This window comes from Streptomyces sp. NPDC007971, assembly GCF_042958635.1.
GTDB lineage: Bacteria > Actinomycetota > Actinomycetes > Streptomycetales > Streptomycetaceae > Streptomyces.
Genome location: NZ_JBIBJK010000027.1, coordinates 1 through 16,882 on the forward strand (window position 1 = coordinate 1; position 16,882 = coordinate 16,882).

The 16,882-nt window shown below is 71.7% G+C and carries 10 protein-coding genes; 6 read left to right on the forward strand and 4 right to left on the reverse strand.

Annotated elements, in window-relative coordinates:
- The 3 genes from ACFZCP_RS39565 to ACFZCP_RS39575 form a co-directional block, all read right to left on the reverse strand.
- On the reverse strand, positions 1-272 hold a 272-nt coding region (locus ACFZCP_RS39565; protein WP_391439498.1), incomplete at its 3' end, for a VOC family protein.
- Positions 273-427: 155 nt separating this feature from the next.
- The gene (locus ACFZCP_RS39570) at positions 428-2,053 is read right to left on the reverse strand and encodes an RICIN domain-containing protein (RefSeq protein ID WP_391439502.1); all 1,626 of its coding nucleotides are present in this window, start codon (positions 2,051-2,053) and stop codon (positions 428-430) included.
- Positions 2,054-2,678: 625 nt separating this feature from the next.
- Positions 2,679-4,250: a hypothetical protein gene (locus tag ACFZCP_RS39575; protein ID WP_391439504.1), complete on the reverse strand. Its 1,572-nt coding sequence runs from the start codon at positions 4,248-4,250 to the stop codon at positions 2,679-2,681.
- Positions 4,251-4,339: 89 nt separating this feature from the next.
- Between ACFZCP_RS39575 and ACFZCP_RS39580 the strand changes: the two genes are divergently transcribed.
- From ACFZCP_RS39580 to ACFZCP_RS39590, 3 genes are all read left to right on the forward strand, one after another.
- Positions 4,340-6,097 (forward strand): FHA domain-containing protein, encoded by a 1,758-nt coding sequence (locus tag ACFZCP_RS39580; protein WP_391439508.1) that lies wholly within the window; start codon positions 4,340-4,342, stop codon positions 6,095-6,097.
- The gene (locus tag ACFZCP_RS39585; RefSeq protein WP_391439511.1) at positions 6,094-7,677 is read left to right on the forward strand and encodes a protein kinase; all 1,584 of its coding nucleotides are present in this window, start codon (positions 6,094-6,096) and stop codon (positions 7,675-7,677) included. Before ACFZCP_RS39580 ends, ACFZCP_RS39585 begins: the two co-directional genes overlap by 4 nt.
- 190 nt (positions 7,678-7,867) lie before the next feature.
- Positions 7,868-9,454 (forward strand): hypothetical protein, encoded by a 1,587-nt coding sequence (locus ACFZCP_RS39590; RefSeq protein ID WP_391439513.1) that lies wholly within the window; start codon positions 7,868-7,870, stop codon positions 9,452-9,454.
- 161 nt (positions 9,455-9,615) lie between these two features.
- On the opposite strand, the gene ACFZCP_RS39595 is transcribed toward ACFZCP_RS39590, so the two are convergent.
- Positions 9,616-11,676, reverse strand: coding sequence for a restriction endonuclease (locus ACFZCP_RS39595; RefSeq protein WP_391439518.1), 2,061 nt, complete (start codon positions 11,674-11,676; stop codon positions 9,616-9,618).
- A 306-nt stretch (positions 11,677-11,982) separates the two neighbouring features.
- Here ACFZCP_RS39595 and ACFZCP_RS39600 point away from each other — a divergent pair, with 306 nt between their 5' ends.
- The 3 genes from ACFZCP_RS39600 (at position 11,983) to ACFZCP_RS39610 (ending at position 16,640) form a co-directional block, all read left to right on the forward strand.
- Positions 11,983-13,191: a SpoIIE family protein phosphatase gene (locus ACFZCP_RS39600; RefSeq protein WP_391439522.1), complete on the forward strand. Its 1,209-nt coding sequence runs from the start codon at positions 11,983-11,985 to the stop codon at positions 13,189-13,191.
- 640 nt (positions 13,192-13,831) lie between these two features.
- A complete protein-coding gene (locus ACFZCP_RS39605; RefSeq protein ID WP_391439527.1) occupies positions 13,832-15,172 on the forward strand; it encodes an MFS transporter in 1,341 nt (446 codons plus the stop codon).
- 172 nt (positions 15,173-15,344) lie between these two features.
- Positions 15,345-16,640, forward strand: coding sequence for a condensation domain-containing protein (locus tag ACFZCP_RS39610; RefSeq protein WP_391439533.1), 1,296 nt, complete (start codon positions 15,345-15,347; stop codon positions 16,638-16,640).
- Positions 16,641-16,882: the final 242 nt, after the last annotated feature.

A 16,882-nucleotide genomic window follows, 5' to 3' on the forward strand; every position in this document is an offset into this window, starting at 1 on the left:
AGGCGCGCGACCAACTCCGCCTGATGGGCCGCAGAGGTGGTGGCAAGATCGAGGTGCACACGGTTCTTCGTCGCAGTCTTGGGCTCCGGGACGGCAACGACGTCGATGCAGACGGCGACCGGGTCCGGCCAGACGAAGCCGCCGCCGGGTTCCACGTTGGTCACGCCCGGTCCCTCGCTGGAAACACCCCAATCGAGCGCCTCCGCCCAGAAGCGGCCGACGGCCTCGTCATCAAGAGCCTTTATGTTCACCTGAACAGGTCGCAGTGCCATGCCGGCGATCCTATGCGCCCGCTCTGGACGTCCACACCGTCGCCGAAGAGAACGTCCAACTGGAAGGACGCGCGCAGAGGACGCCGCCGTCCGACGGGCGGCGGCATGCCCGTTCGGGCATGCCGCCTGTCGGGTGGGGGCTGCGGACACCCTGCTCAGCGAGCTGTCCTGGACCATTTCTCGTCCTGGGCGCCGTTGCAGGTCCACTGGATCAACTGGGACCCCTTCGTGGCCTGCGAGCCGAGGGCTAGGCACTTGCCCGAGTAGACATTGCGCAGCCCGTGCGTGTCCGGGTCGTACCACCACTTCTCGTCGACGGCGCCGTTGCACGTGAACTGGACCATGCCCGCACCGTCGGTGAGTTTCGACGCGGGGCCCATGCACTTGCCCGAGTACGCGTTCTGCAGCTCGTAGGCCCGCTTGCCGTTGGAGTCGGTGGTGTCGCCGAACACCCAGAGCTCGTCCTGGCTTGTGTTGCAGCCCCACTGGACGACTGTCGCGCTGTTGACGGTCTTGCTGCCCACACCGGCACACAGCGCGCTGTAGTCATTGCTCAGGTAGGTGGCGCTGTCGATCCGCCTGGGCTGCATCGAGAAGACGACGCGATAGTCGGTCTTCTCGTTGCTGCCCCACAGACGGCCCGCGTTCGGATCGTAGTTGAGGTCCTGGGTGAGGGGCGGGGTCCGGGTCAGCGGCACCGTCTCACCGTCCGGCTCGGCGCGCCAGATGCAGGAGTAACTGCCGTCGTCCCCAGGCCGGGTGTCCCCCATGTAGCCGGTCCTGCACTCGGCGGACAGGTAGAAGTAGGTGCCGTCGGTGGCCACTCCCTGCAGCTGGCGGACCGGAGCCACATGGGCGGACGTGGCCGTGACCGGCGATGAGCCTCCTTCGCCGATGTACTGCAGCGGCCAGGTGATCACGCGCGCATCGCGCCTGTCGATGGACTGCGGGGGGTTCAGGTACCGCAGTTCGTCCGAGTTGCTCCGGTACTCCCCGGACACCAGGCGCGGCTGTGTACCCGAGCGGTCCAGACTGAGGGAACTCAGGCAGGCGATCATGCCGTCGCAGGCCCGCGGGCTCTTGTTGGAGTCCTTGTCCTCCTGGGCTTTGGTGCGCGTCATGTAGCGGGCGACCATGGGCAGGGCCCACTGGTGGTGGTCGGCGGACGAGACGCCGTTCTTCATGCCCACGCCGTCGGCGACGGAGCTCATCTTCCACAGGTGGTTCAGGTCGTAGATCTGCAGCTCGCCGCCGTTCGCCACGAACAGCCTGTTGCCATACCAGACGACACCGTCGGCGTGGACGTCCGGCACCGCCTGGAAGTCCGGCTTGTCCCTGCTGCCGACGGGCCTGACGAGCAGCACGTGTCCATAGCTCCAGTCCTTGCCGGTGGACTCGAGGATGGAGAGACGGGCCTTCAGGTCCCCCTTGTGGGTGTCCTTCGTGCTGCCCTTGCCGTAGTACCAGGCCTGCATGTACAGGTGATGGCCGTCCACCGTGCCGCTGTCATAGGCCTCGTGGGAAGCCGTCATGCCCTGCGGGTGCCAGCCACCGGTGTCGGACCAGGAGCTGGTGTTCTCGTCCGCCGAGTCCCAGCAGAATCCGTTGTACTTGAAGACGCCGTTGATCCCCGTCGTCTTGCACAGGGTGCGGCCGACGTGCTGACGTGACTGAGCGACGCTCAGGGGTGGGACGACGGAGACGGCCTTGGTCGCCTCCACGCCCTCGATCACGGATCTGGCCGTTTGGTCGCCCTTCGGCCCCGGGGCGACGCCTGGCATCTCACGCGGGTACAGATGGAAACCTGAGTGGTCCACCGCCCGGAACGTTCCGCCGTTCGGCCCACCGTCGGGAGGCGGCGGCAGGGTGTCTGCTGCTGCCTGCTGACTGCCTGTCACCACGGCCGCCAGTGCGGACAGCGCGACCAGTGCCGCTCCGACTCTCCCACCGCGGCGTGCACGTATATTCGATATCACGGGATGAAACGGTAATGACCCGGTCAAGATAGTCCAGGATTTCGCAGATACCGGCGCGTTCCTCGGTCGCGGCGGCCTGCGCGGGCGTGCGGCGCCCGAGTCCGGCTTCCCCGCAGATGCCGCGGACCGGGGAGGGCTGCCGGGGAGCAAGGATCCGTGCGGCCACTTCGAGGGACCTGACGGGCCACGCCGGTCGTCCCGGCGGCGGCGCCGGCGCCTCGAACTCCCGAAAGGACGGGTTCTCGGCCCTGAAGCCGGAAGTGCGGGTTCTCGGACCTCTGGCTCGCTGTCGCGCCGCGGTACTGTCGCGCCACCGCACTGCCGTACTGCCGCGCCGCCGACGAGGTGGGCCGGGTCGGTGGCGCGATTCCGTCGGCATCCGTTCGTCGCGTGCCCTGCTCCTGGTCTTGCGCGGGTTGGGTCATGCCCCTTATAACCGTCCCTGCAGGCATCGGTGGGGATGGCCGGAAATGGCAGTTGCCGCCGACCAGGGGGGATCCTCAGCTCCGCCGGGATCGGCATCAGCGCGCGACGACCCACGGAGACCGAGGACATGACCGACAACGCCTTCCACAACGCCATGACCCGCCTTGCCGTCGACCCGGCCTTCAGGGCCGAACTCGACGGGGACGCCGATGAGGTGGCCCGAAGACTCGGCCTTACACCCGACCAGGTCACCGCACTCCGCTCCCTCCGCGTCGAGTCGGGATCCGATGGGGGCCCGGCCGCACTCGACCCGCGACTGTCCAAGTCGTCCCTGTTCTTCGGCAGCGCGGCACATGCCTTGACGCACCATGACGTTCCGGACGTTCCGGCCCACCAGGTGTCCGCTGACCACATACCCGCTGATCACTTCTCCGCCGACCACGGCTCCGCCGACCATGGCCCCGTCGACCACGCGGCGGACTCGCCATTTCCCGCTGGAGGCCAAGAGGCCACCGGTGCCTTCGACGTGTCCGCTACCGGTGCCCAGAGCCTGCTCGGCGGGGGACTGGTCCATCAGTCGCCGACCGACGTGGGCGGTGGGTTCGGCGAGTTCGGTGAAGCCGGCGACTTCGGTGGATTGGGGAACGGGGACGAGTCGGATCTTGGCGGGCTCGGCGGTCATGCCGGGGGCGGTGCCGAGGGCGACTTCGGAGGGTTCGGCGACTTCGGCGGAGGCGGCTCCGAGGGCCCGGGCGGCTTCGGCGGTGGCGCCGGGGGCGACTTCGGCGGGCTCGGTGACGGTGGGTTCGGAGACGGTGGCCTCGGTTCCGGCGGGTTCGGATCCGGTGGAGACCTCGGAGGATCCGGCGGATTCGGTGACCTCGGCGGTCACGGCGGAGGCCTCGGCGGCGAGGGCGGCGGCGACGCGGGTCACTTCGGCCACGGTGGCATCTTCGACCGTGACGAGGGTGACGGTCACGGTGGTGGTGACGGCGGTGGTGGCGCAGCCGGTGGTGGCGGTGAAGGCGGTGGCGAGGGTGGTGGCCACGGTGGTGGTGGCGGTGAAGGCGGTGGCGGCGAGGAGGGCTCCGGTCACGGGGGCTCCTCCGGCGGTGAAGGCGGCGGTCACGGTGGGGGTGAAGGCGGCGGCGAAGGCGGTGGCGAGGGCGGCGGTCACGGTGGGGGTGAAGGCGGCGGTGGCGGTGAGGAAGGCGGCGGCCACGGTCACGAGGGCGGCTCCGGCGGCCACGGCGGAGGCGAAGGTGGCGGAGGCGAAGGTGGCGGGGGTAGCGGTGAGAACGGCGATCGTCCGCCGGGTGGCGGGGGCAGTGGTGAGAACGGCGACCGTCCCTCCGGCGGTGGCGGTGGCGGCGGCAGCGAGGAGAACGGCAATCGTCCCTCCGGCGGCGGTGAGAACGGCAACCGCCCCTCCGGAGGCGGCGAACCCGGTGGCGGTGACCCGGGCAGCGGTGAGAACGGCGGTCGCGGCCGTGAAACCATCGGCGGCGGCTCCGAGACCGTACGCGGCGGTGTGAACTTCCCCGGTGCCTCCCGCATCGGCGACATCTCCACGCACCTGTCGCCCTCCGCCCCCGGCCCCGACGCGGAGGGCGGCTTCTCCGACGGAACGTTCATCAGCGGATCCGGCGCGGGCTGAGCCGAACCATGCTCTGCCACGCCTGCCGCGTCCATGTGCGGCGCGACTTCCCGTACTGCCTGCACTGCGGCACTCTCCGCCGCGGCGCGGCACCGACGTCGTACGCCGCGCCGCACCTGCGCGGCCTCGACGATCCCTCCCTGCTCGTCCCGCTCGCCGGCCCGGTCACGACGCTGGGCCGAGGCGCGGACAACGACGTCGTCCTGCCCGACGGAAGCGTGTCGCGCAGCCATGCCCGGATCGTGCGCACGGAGTCGGGGTTCCGGATCGAGGACCTGGACTCGTTCAACGGTACGGCCGTGGCAGGCGTCGAACTGCACGGTGGCGTGGCCCACCTCGCCGACGGCACCGAACTGTCCGTCGGCGACGTGCGCCTGGTGTTCGAGCAGCCCCGCGAGGCGCACATCGGCCAGCGCACCCAGGTCGTCGGCACCCAGCTCACCCAACTTCCCACCGCCGTGAAGGACGCGGCGCCGGAGGCGAACGGCCCGCTCACCGCGCGTCCCCGGCGCCGCTCCGGCTGGGCGCTCAAGCAGGTGCCCACCGATCGCGGCGCACCCCGGTGGGTGCTGAGCAACACCCGCACCGGTGTGTACCTGGAACTGGACGAGCGAGAGGTCTTCCTCTGGAACGCCGTGGACGGCGAGAACACCGTGCGGGACCTGCTGTTCGCCTACGCCGACCGCTTCGGCGAACTCGCCCTGCCGCGCATCGAGGCGGCGCTCGCCGCGTTCGCGAACGCCGGCCTGCTGCGCGGCCTGCCCGGCCGTCCCGAGGCGGCGGAGCGGTCGGGCTGGCGCCGCGCGGGACGAGCCGTGTACCGGGCGCTGCTGAAACTGGAGGTGTCGGTCCCCGGCCTCGACCGCACCGTCACCCGCCTCTACCAGGCCTTCGGCTGGCGGTCCTTCACCCGGACCGGGGTGATGCTGGTCTGGCTGTCGGTGATCGGCGGCCTCGTCGCGTTCTTCGCCGCGCAGGGACGCCAGCACCTGCTGGACTTCGGCGGGGCGGGCGTGTGGGGCCCGGTGCTAATCGCCGCCGGCTATGTGTCCGCCCTGGTCGTGCACGAGCTGACGCACGCGCTCGCCGTGAAGTCGTACGGCCGCAAGGTCCGGCGCGGTGGGTTCCTGCTCATGATGGGCATGCCGTTCGCCTTCGTGGACACCAGCGACATGTGGTTCGGCACGCGCTGGTCGCGGGTGGTCGTGGCACTGTCCGGGCCGCTGTCGACGGCGGCGCTGGCCGGCTGGTGCGCGGCCGGAGCGGCATTCCTGCCCGCCGGCCCTGCCTCGGCCGTCCTCTTCCACCTGGCCTTCGGGCTCTACCTGAACACTCTGTACAACTTCAACCCCCTGATGCCGCTGGACGGTTACCAGGCCCTGACGGACGCGCTGCGCGTGCCGCGCCTGCGCGAGGAGGCGAGCGCGTACTTCCGCAAGGGGCTCTGGCAGGACCTGCGCGCGGGCAGGCGCCCGGGCCCCCGGCAGGCAGGCATGGCCGCGTACGGCCTCGCGGTCGTCGGCGGGACGTACGGCTTCCTGGCCCTGGCCCTGCTGGCCTGGCGCTCCCGGATCGGTGACCTGCTGGACGGCCGGCTGAGCCCGCCGTGGACCACGGTGATCGAGGCCCTCGTGGTCGCCCTGGTGGCCTTCCCCGTGTGGTCGGCACCCGCGCGGTGGCTGATGCGCCGCCTGCGGCACCGTCGCGCCACGAAGGGCGCGGCGCCCGTCCCGGCGATGGGCGCGGCCATGGAGGGGACGGCATGACAAGGGATCCGAGCAGCGGCGAGGGCGATCGGCGCGGCGACTGGGCCGTGCCCGGCTACGTACCCGTACGCACCCTCGGCGAGGGCGCAGGCGGACGGGTCGTACTCGCGCGGCACACCGCGACCGGCGTCCCCGTCGCGATCAAGTACCTGAGCCCGCGCTTGCGCGGCGACCGGGAGTTCCTCGCCCGCTTCCGCGCCGAGGCCCGGCTGCTGGGCGAACTGCGCCACCCGTGCGTGGTGCGGCTGTACGAGTACGTCGAAGCGCGCGCCGGTGCCGCGATCGTCATGGAAGCGGTGGACGGCGTCAGCCTCCGCCGGCTGCTGCGCCGGCACGGGGCGACCGGCCCCGAGGCCGCCCTGGTCCTGCTCAAGGGGTCGCTGCTGGGCCTCGGCGCGGCTCATGCGGCCGGGGTGGTCCACCGCGACTACAAGCCGGAGAACGTGCTGGTCCGTGCCGACGGCACCAGCGCGCTCGCCGACTTCGGCATCGCCGTACGCACCGGACGCCAGACCGAGGCCGCCGGCACACCCGCCTACATGGCGCCCGAGCAGTGGCAGGGTGAACCGGCCGGACCGGCGGGCGACGTGTACGCGGCGGCCGCCGTGTTCCACGAGTGCCTGACCGGGCGCCGCCCGTTCACCGGCGACGACCTGACCGCCTTGCGCCTGCAGCATCTGCGGGCCCCCGTCCCCCTGGACGACGTACCCGCGCCGGTGCGTGGACTGCTGCGCAGGGGACTGGCCAAGGATCCGGCGGACCGGCCGGGCATCGAGGACTTCCTCGCCCAGCTGGAACGGTCCGCCACCGAGGGGTACGGCGCCGACTGGGAAGAGCGCGGCCGCCGCCGACTCGCCGAACTCACCGCGCTGCTGGCGCTGTTGTTGCCGTTCACCGCAACGGTGACCCTGGACGCGCCCGCGCAGGCCGTCACCCTGCTCGGCCGGGTGAAGCGCAGCGGATGGAAGGCCGCCGCCGGAGCGGTGGCGCTCGCGGTCGTCGCGGGCGGCGCGACCGCTGTGGCCGCCCATCCGCACGACACCACGACGACGGTGGTCAGTTCGGTGCCGTCGGCCGTCAAGTCAGCCACGCCACCGGCCATTTCACCCTCCAGCGCGCCGACGACCGTGCCGCCGACGCCGACGACCGCCACCACGCCCTCCGGCACCCCCTCGGACAGCCCGTCGGCCTCGCCCACCCCCTCCCTGACCACCGCCGTGCCGGCGGAGCCGCCCACTCCGGCGACCGAAGGCACGGAGGCGCCCACAGCGGGCACGGTCACCCTCACCATCGGTTCCTGGCAGCGAGGGCAGGCCCCGGGCACGCTGATCGCCGACGTGACCGTCGACACCACGGGAACCGGGCCCGTGACCGTGACGGCGAACTACTACGTCGACTCGCCCGCCGATCCCTACGGCAACCAGACCAAGAACCTGTCCGGCAGCACGCACTACCCCGTGACCTTCGAGGCCGACTTCGCCAACCACCCCTGCCGGGGCACCTGGATGGTCACCCTCACCAGCACCCCGGCGCCCGTGAACGGACCACAGACGGCGTCCCTGGACGCACCACCATGCTGAGCGTCGCCGCGAATGCAGCACCGAACGCCGTCGCGAACCCCGCGCCGAACGCCGTCGCGAACCCCGCGCCGAGCACCGTTGCGAATGCCGCGTCGAGCACCGTTGCGAACGCCGCGCGGAGCGTCGTAACGAACCCCGGGCCGAGCGCTGTACCGAACGCCGTATCGAGCGAGAACGAGAACGGAACGACATGACGACAGCCACCTCGGTCGCCGGGCGGCCCCTGTCGGGATGGTCGCGGGACGCCCGCCACGGCACCTGGCACGCCCTGCTCCCCGGCCGGTCCGACGAGCACTCGCTCGGCGCGCTCCGCATCGACCGTGCCCTGCTCGTGCCGGAGGGCACGCGCGAGCGCCTGGCGACCGCGGTGATCGCCGTGGCCGAACTGCGTCTGCCCGGGGTGCTCGTTACCGTCGACCTCGTCGCGGAGGCGGGGGAGGTGTGGCTGATCACCGCCCGGCCGCCGGCTCCCACACTTGCGGACCTGCTGGCGGACGGCGGTGGCGGCCTCGACGCGGGCAGCGCGGCCAGCGTCCTGAACGAGACCGCGCAGACCCTGTTCAGCCTGCACAAGGCCGGCCTCGCCCACGGGACGCTGGACACGGACACCGTGGTCCTGGCCCCGGACGGCGTCGCCCTGCTCGCCGAGGCCGCGCTGGGCACGGTGCTCGGTGACGCACCGGACTCCGCGCGCCGCGAGGCCGACGTCGCGGCGTGGGCCGACCTGTCGCACACCCTCGGCGAGGCCTGGGCTGCTCCCGGCACTCCCGCCGCCGCCCTTCTCGCACAGTGCTCCGCCCTCGCCGGTACCGAGGGCCTCGCGCCGGCCCGAGCCGCACTGGTCGCCGGACGCGCTGCACTTCCTGCGGGCTTCCTGCAACGTACGGAACTCCGCACGGCGGTGGCCGCCGCGACCCCGGCGCTCACCGCGACTCCGACGGGGGAGGAGACGTGCGACGGGCCGACGGACAAGACGGCAGACGGCAAGCAGTGCGAGACGGCAGACGGGAGGAGGCGCCAGACGGTAGACGGGCAGAGGAAGGAGGCAGCAGACGGGCAGCGGAACGAGGGAGCGGACGGGAGGAGGTACGAGACAGCAGACGGGCAGAGGAACGAGACGGCAGTCGGGAAGAGGTACGAGCGGGCCGCCGACATGTCGGACGAGACGGTGTTTCCCGACACCGCCCGGGACGACCAGGCCACCGTCCTCGGCAGTCGCAACCGCACCCCGCACCAGGCCCACCCGACCGCCCCCACCGGCGAGGTTCTTCTGCGTTTCGGCCCAGGCGTTCCCGTCGACGCCCAGGATGTCCTCCGCGCCCAATGGCGCACGGCGCCCGTGCCCCCCGACGGCCGCTCCCACCGCCGCGTACGGCGGGCCTGGATCGCCACGACCGTCTTCGTGGCCGCCGCGGTCGTCCTGCTCTGGCTGCTGCTGCGGCCGGCCCCCGCCTCCACGGTCACCGCCGTCGAAGTCCAGGCCCCCACCGGTCGCTTGCACTGCGGTCAGACCGCCGATCTGGTCGGTGTGGTGACCACTGACGGCCGTGGAGGCCCGGTGACGTACCACTGGCTGCGCAGCGACGGTCACGACTCGGGTGAGCTGGTCCACATGGCGCGCAGTGGCGAACGCCGGGTCACCGTGCACCTCCGCTGGACCGTGCGCGGACCCGGCGGATTCCGCGGCACCGCACGCCTGCTGATCGCGCACCAGCGAAAGCCGCTGGGGGCGGAAGGGACCTTCAGCTACGTCTGCCGGAGCCACCGCAGCGGGTGATCCGATCGCTGCAGAGGACACGACCTGGCGACGCGTTCGGCATCCTCGCGCGGCCGGGACAGCTCGACGGCGCGCGGTCGGGCGGTGCGGCCTCCCGGTTCCAGTGGCAGAGCCGGAATGTCCGGAGCCGCCTGCAGTCGTCCGGAGCGGGTGCGAACGATCTACTCCACTTCTACGCCGTAGTCCCTGACGAGTTCTTCCAGGCCGCCGGTGTAGCCCTTGCCGCCGAGGACGAAGTCCCAGTCGCCGTTGGACCTTCGGCGGAAGGAACCGAGTACCAGGGCTGTCTCGCGGGGTCTGCCGTCGGAGACGTCGAGCCGTCCCAGTTCGGCCGTCCCAGGGTCGAGAAGCCGGATGCACGCGTCCGTGAAGCCGGAGAGGTCCGCGTCGGGGTCGGTCTCCGGGTCCACGGCGGCCACGAGCACGAACCGGTCGGCAGCCTGCGGAAGTTCGTCGAAGGCCACACGGATCGCGGCCTTGTCAGGGGCGGTGGGAGGAACCACTCGTACCGTGCCGTCGGGCGTTCGGTGGTTGTTGAAGAAGACGAAGTGATCGTCGCTGAGGACGCGGTTGCCCCGGCAGACGAGTGCGCACACGTCCAACGCGACGCTTCCGCTCCATGACATGCCCAGAATGCTGTAGTCGGCGGGCAACCGGGCATCCGCACCCGGCGGGGTCGTCTGCGCCGTGGTGGGGCGGCCTCCATCGCCCAGTCGCCCACGCAGTCCATGACGATGCAGCAGATCGACGAGCTCCGGGCCCGAGATCAGTTCCAGGGGTTTGCCGTTGGCGAAGGTGCGCGAGCCGGAGCCGAAGCCCGACGTCGTCACGAGGACACCCTTGTTGGCACCGGCGTCCTGCACGGTCCCGTACAAGTCCCGCACGGCCGTGGGCGGCACCGTGTTGCGGTAGCGCTTCACCTGCACGACGATCTTCCCGCCCCTGATCGGTGCCGGATCCAGCGCGTCGACGTCGACACCGCCGTCGTTGGAGCGCTGGGTGGTCACCGCCTGCATCCCCATGGCCCGGAAGAGGTCGGCCACGAGGTGCTCGAACGCGATCGGATCCATGGCGTACAGGTCCGGCTCGTCATCGCCGCCATGAGCGACAACGCGGTTGCCGACCTCTGGTGGCCGGCGGCTCGGCCGCACGGGGGCGAGCTGGTCCGGCCGCGCCGAGAGCTGCCCTCGAAGTCCGTCGGTCAGGCAGGTGACCGGGTCCACCTGCGCCAGGTGGAGATCACGGAATGACGACCGCGAAGCCATGACGGTGGTGAGGTAGAGGTGGCCGCGCCGACCGGTCGTGGGGTCGTGTTCGTCCACGAATCCGTTGAAGGCCACGGACTCGAGGGCTCCTGTGTCGTCCGCGGCGAAGAGTTCGTGCAGGACGAGCAGCACGGACTGCGCGACGACCTCTCTGTACAGGGCTCGACGCTGACCCACCGGACGAGGGGATTCCTTGTCCTGGTCGAGGGAGGCCACGTACCGCACGGACCGGGCTTCGGGGACCACACCGTACCCGGGGAGCTCCCAGTCGAGGACGAGCTGCCGCGCTTCCGCGTCGTACGCCGCGGAGATCTGCCGAGGGAAGTTCTCGGGCCATGCGGTCGAAGCGTAGAGAGCGGCGGAGAAGTACTCGACCACCGCCTCCGGGTCTCTGTGTCTGACTCCCTCGGTCACCTCGCGAACGCCGGCGTTGTGCCGGCGGACCTCCGCGAGCTGGGCACTCGCCCACCGCTCGTACTCCCGCTGCGATGCAGCAAGCTGCTGCCGGCGCTGAGTCTCCGCCGCCAGTGCGGCCTGCCGGTCCCGTTCGAAACGCGCCCGCGCTCCCGCCTCGGCCTGCGCGCGCCGACCCGCCGTCCAGCCACCCTGCGCCTGGTACAGGGCAGGGTTCGGCATGGGTACGGGGTGGGCTGACGCTCCCGGCGCGAAGGGCTGTACCTCCTCGGTCCGCATCAGTGTGGCCGCCCTGAAGACCGGTGCCTGGCAACCGGCAGCGAGAAGGCCTTGGAGCGAGGCCACCTGGGCGTCCAGTTCCTCCGTACGACGTTGCGCCTGCGCCTGGCGGTATTCGCGGTGGCTCTGGGCGGCTCGGCGCTGGTGGGCCCGCGCTTGCTGCTCCTCTTGTCTCCGCCGTCTGGCCTCGGCCTCCAGCCGGCGCTGTTGCTGCCGTTGGATCTCAGCCCAGACACCGACCAGACCGGTAGAGCGACGACTCATGTGCTGCAGGCCCTCCCCAGGACGTAGGCAGCCGAAAGGCGCTTTGGTTGTCCCCACAACCAGATGTAACGGGACGACTCTATCCAGCAATGACCGCCTCGCCCATCCACTCGGCAAAGGCCGTCTGCTCGCATCATCCCCGCAGGTCAGCGTGGTGCAAGGGCAGCTACTCCGTCTCACCGCATACGAGGCGCGCAGGGCCGGCGCAGGTGATCGGCCCGGCCGCTCTCCGCCCTCGCCACGGGCTTCGCCTGACGTGAGAGGCGGCGGGATCGGTGTGAGACTGGGCGAGGAAGGGGTGATCCTGTGTCGGACCCACCGCACGCGTCCTTTGGTCCCGACACCGACGTCGACGAGAAGCGGCTGGAAGAGCTGATCGTCGAGGCGCAGACCGCCCTGCCGGTCGAACTGCCCGACCTGGCGAACCGGTGTGCCTCGTCCCTCGGCCTGGACACCGCGTTGATCTACCTCGTCGACCTGCAACAACAGCTGCTCGTTCCTCTCGACGAGGCCTTGGAACCGCTGCCGGTGGACCGCTCGTCGGCCGGCTGGGCGTACCGCACGGTCTCCCCGCGGGTGGCCGAGGCCGACGACGGCTTGATCCTCTGGATGCCTCTGGTCGACGGTGCGGAGCGGCTGGGAGTGCTGGCGGTGCGGACTGCCTCGCTCGACGCGATCCGGATGCGCCGCAGTCGGATGCTGGCGCATCTGTTCGCCATGCTGATCACCTCCAAGCGCGCCTACAGCGACTGGCTCGCCGGCCGTACCCGCACCGCGACCATGGAGTTGCCCACCGAGATGCTGCGCGCTTTCCTGCCGCCCCACACCATCGGCAGCAGCAAGTGCGTATCGACCGCGGTCCTGGAGCCGGCGTACGACATCGGCGGCGACGCCTTCGACCACTCGGTGGTCAAGAACCTGCTGCACACCATGATCCTCGACGGCATGGGCCACGATCTGACCGCCGGCCTGACCACGTCGGTCGCCATGGCGGCGGCGCGCAACACCCGGCGCAGCGGTGGCGACCCGGCCGATGTCGTCGCCGCCGTCGACCAGGCGATCGCCCAGTGGCTGCCCGACCACTTCTGCACCGGCGTGCTGTGCCGCCTCGACGCCGAGACCGGGGTGCTGCGCTGGGTCAACTGCGGTCACCCCCCGCCGCTGCTGATCCGCGCCGAACGGGTGCTCGCCGGGGTGCTGGACAGCTCCCCGCAGCCGCCGATCGGTCTGGCCGGCCTGCTTGCCCCGGAAGCCCGGCAGGTCCACGAGACGACCCTGGAACCCGGTGACTGCGTCCTGCTCTACACCGACGGTGTCCTGGAGGCCCGTGACGCGGACGGGGCGGAGTTCGGCCTCGACCGGTTCACCGACTTCATCATCCGCTCCTCCGCCGCCGGACAGCGCCCGGCCGAGGTGCTGCGGCTGCTCATCCACGCCATCCTCGACTACCAGCGCAACCAACTGCGGGACGACGTGACCATCCTGCTCTTCGAATGGCGCCCGCAGCACCGGTGATGCGGTAGCGCGCCGAGCTTTTCCGTGCTCGTGCTCGTGCGCGGTCGTCGGGCGGGTCGGGGACGAGGCCGGCACCCTAGGGCACTCGCTCGCTCCAGGGGCTCATCGGGCATGGCCTGTCGGGGAGTGGGCGGCATCCTTCGGATCGGCGGCAGGGTTCTGGACTGCGAGGCGCAGCCCGCCCGTTGGCGTGGGCGTCGGCATTGGCCTCGGCGTCGGCGGCGGCGGGCGGACGAAGGACCGGCCTCCGGGCATGCGCGTTCCGGGCGGGGCCCGGCTGCCTGCGGATGTCCCGTGACCACCTGCCGGGCCTCCTGCGGTGCGCGTGGGCCGGCGCCGCATACGCTTCTTAGCCGACGGAATGGATGATTCCGCACGGGTCTGATCGCGTGTGAGTGTTTTCGGTCAGGATCCGTGCAGTTACTCTGCGTGCGGGAGGCTGGTCGCCTCACTCCCGCCTCCCCTGCCCCCTCGGGTGTGTGCCTGTCGGACAGTGCGTGCCGGGTGGCGGGCATTCATGTGGAGGTACGTAGGATACGGCGAAAGTTTTCCTGACTTGCCGCCAAGTAGGCGCAAGAATCGACCGAAACTGACCGGGATGCTTTGACTCCTGATCGGCCGTTCAGTGAGTGTCGTTCACATGTCCGTCACATCCCGAGCCGCCGCCGGTGGCCCGATGCGCATACGCGACTTCCGGATGCTGCTCGCGGGAGCGGCCGCCGGACAGCTCGGTGCCCAGGTCACGCTGGTGGCCCTGCCCCTCGTGGCCGTCCTCGAACTCGACGCCTCCGCCTTCCAGGTGGGCCTCCTCACCGCCGCGGAGACAGCCGCGTTCCTGCTCGTCGGGCTGCCCGCCGGGGCACTCACCGACCGCATGCGCAAGCGACCCCTGATGATCCGCGCGGACCTGGTGCGCGCCGCGGCCATGGCGAGCATCCCCGTCGCCGCGCTCGCCCACGTCCTGACGATGGCTCAGCTCTACGCGGTAGCTCTCGTCACCGGCGTGGCGACCGTGTTCTTCGACGTCGCCCACCAGAGCTACCTGCCCCAGATCCTGCCCCGCGACCAGCTCGTGGCCGGCAACGGCGCTCTGGAGACGGTCCGTTCCACCGCCCAGGTGACCGGCCCCGGAGTCGGCGGCGGGCTGGTCCAGCTCGCCGGGGCGCACCTCGCCGTCATCGTCGACGCCATCGGCTACGCACTCTCCGCGCTGTTCCTCCTGCGCGTCGAACAGCCCGAGGAACAGCCCGAGCCGGCCACCGGCGGTTCCCTGCGCAAGGACATCGGCGAGGGCATCCGCTTCGTCACCGGCCATCCGCTGCTCCGTGTCATCGCCCTCACCACCGGCCTCGCCAACCTGTGCACGGCCGTCCTCATGGCGACGCAGACCGTCTACCTCGTCCGCGTCGTCGGGCTGCAGCCGGGCGCGCTCGGGCTGGTGATGTCCGCGTCGGCCGTCGGAGGGCTCCTGGGTGCCCTGGGCGCCGCACACCTCGCCACCCGACTGGGGCAGGCCCGGGTCATCCTCCTGTCCGTCCTCGTGACCGGGCCGTTCGCCTTCCTGTGGCCCCTGTCCGGTCACGGCGTCCTCGGCGCGGCCCTCTTCGCCACCGGATCGGCGGTCGCCTCCTTCGGTGCCGTCGTCTACAACGTCTCCCAGGTCAGCTTCCGCCAGGGGCTGTGTCCGCCACGGCTGCTCGGCCGGATGAACGCCACCCTGCGCTTCCTCATGTGGGGCACGCTGCCGCTCGGAGCACTCCTCGGCGGCGCCCTCGCCCAGTCCTTCGGGCCGCGCACGGCACTCGCCTGGTGCGCCGCCGGCTTCCTCGCCGTACCGCTGCCCCTGCTGTTCTCCCCGCTGCGCCGGATGCGGGACCTGCCCGGACCGGACGACCCCCTCGCAGGTGCCGCCGACGAGACACCGCCCAAGGCCGCCACCGCGGACGGCGGCGAACGGACCGCCCCCGCGCCCACCCGCTGAACCACGCGCGCGGTCCCGCAAGGGCCTCCCCGCGCCAGCCCTGCCCCTGCGCGGGCACCGCCCCGCGCCCCCATCGCATCGCCCGGTACCGGTACAAGGCAGGACGCACACCGCCCGTACCGGCACCCACCGCCCCGCTCCGTGCAACCGCGGCCACGACAGAGAGGACCACGTGCTCAGCATCACGAGCCAGTACCTGGCCCGCTACCGGCATCACACGGCCGGCGACCGGTCCGGCGCCCTGCTGCCCGTCACCGGGGCACAGCGCCGCTTCGTACTGGTGCGTTCACTGGACCCGTCGGGACGCCCCGACGTGGTGCCGATGTTCTTCGCCTTCCCGCACGACACCATCGACCCCGAACGCCTGCGGTCAGCGGCCCGTCGGCTCGCCGCGCGGCACACCGCCCTGCGCTCGCGGCCCGTCGTCGTCCGCGGGACCCCCGTCCTGCGCGTCGGAGAGCCGGACGTCTGCGTGACCCGGCCGGCATCCGCCCCCGGCGAGCGGCCCGCCGACACGCTCCGTCGCGCGCTGGCCGCCTGGGATCCGCAGGGTCCACCGCTGAGGCTGTTCCTCGCACGCGACGACGAGGACCGCAAGGAGGACATCCTCGCCGTCGTCCTGGACCACGCCGTCTGCGACGGCCGCTCGCTGGCCCGGATCGTCGAGGACCTGGGAGCCGCATACGCCGAGGACGCCGGCGCGGCCCGTTTCTCGCCCGAGGAGACACAGGCCGAACTGGTCGCCTACCGAGAGGCCGTCCTGCTCCAACTGGCCGCCGAGGACCGGGCGGAGACGCCCGAGGCGGTCGCGTACTGGGCGGACCGGCTGCGCGCCCTACGCGCACAGGCCCCGCCGCCCCGCCCGGACCGCGTGCCGGACGGCACACTCCCGAGCGGCGCCGCGCAGGCCGTGCTGCCCGCGCACGACGGCGGCGTACCCTTCCCCGACCTGCTCGACGCCTGCCGCGCCGCGGCCCGCGCGCTGTACGGTCCGGGCCACGTCGTCCCGCTCGGCTACCCGTGGGGAGGCCGTCCCGCCGGCGCGGAGACGGTCGTCGGCTGCTTCCTCAACACCGTCGTCTTCCCGGCCACCACCGGCCAGGACTCCGCCGCGGGGGCGACGGCCGACGCCTGGTGGGACGACCTCGACCGGGCCGACGCGCCCTTCGACGCGGTCGTGGCCGGCGCGCGGTCCGCCGGCTCGGGCTGGACCGGCAGCCTCGACGGCCTGCTGACCGTGGACGACGACAGCCGCCGGCCTCCCCTCGTGCTGGCCGGTGTCGAAGGACGGGAGGCCGACGTCGACGGCAGACAGGTCCGCGGTCCCTTCGCCGTGTCCGTCACCCAGGGCGCGGAGATCCGTCTGCGGATGGTGTGGGACCGGGCGGTCCTCGACGACGACACCGCGCACGGTGCGTTCGACGCGCTCACCCAGGCGCTGTGCCCGTCGGAGCGGGCCGTGAACTGACCCCGCCCCCCTGGGCGCACGCACCCCGCCGGCAAGATCCGAACGGGCCGACACCGACGACGCTCCCCGAGGCGAGACTCCCCGAAGCGAGGCTCCACCGCCCGGAACCGGAACGTCACCGGGACCCGGAACGTCGCCGGAGTCCGGATCGTCGCTGGAATCCGGTACGTGCTCCGGACTCGGTACGTGCTCGGGACTCGGTACGTCATCGGGAACCGAGAGGTGCCCGGAACCCCGAACGT

Excerpts from the sequence above, each read along its gene's own strand:
- ACFZCP_RS39585 (WP_391439511.1), top strand. The coding sequence starts at position 6,094 with ATGACAAGGGATCCGAGCAGCGGCGAGGGCGATCGGCGCGGCGACTGG.
- ACFZCP_RS39605 (WP_391439527.1), top strand. The coding sequence starts at position 13,832 with ATGTCCGTCACATCCCGAGCCGCCGCCGGTGGCCCGATGCGCATACGC.
- ACFZCP_RS39580 (WP_391439508.1), top strand. The coding sequence starts at position 4,340 with ATGCTCTGCCACGCCTGCCGCGTCCATGTGCGGCGCGACTTCCCGTAC.
- ACFZCP_RS39570 (WP_391439502.1), bottom strand. The coding sequence starts at position 2,053 with ATGCCAGGCGTCGCCCCGGGGCCGAAGGGCGACCAAACGGCCAGATCC.
- ACFZCP_RS39595 (WP_391439518.1), bottom strand. The coding sequence starts at position 11,676 with ATGAGTCGTCGCTCTACCGGTCTGGTCGGTGTCTGGGCTGAGATCCAA.
- ACFZCP_RS39590 (WP_391439513.1), top strand. The coding sequence starts at position 7,868 with ATGACGACAGCCACCTCGGTCGCCGGGCGGCCCCTGTCGGGATGGTCG.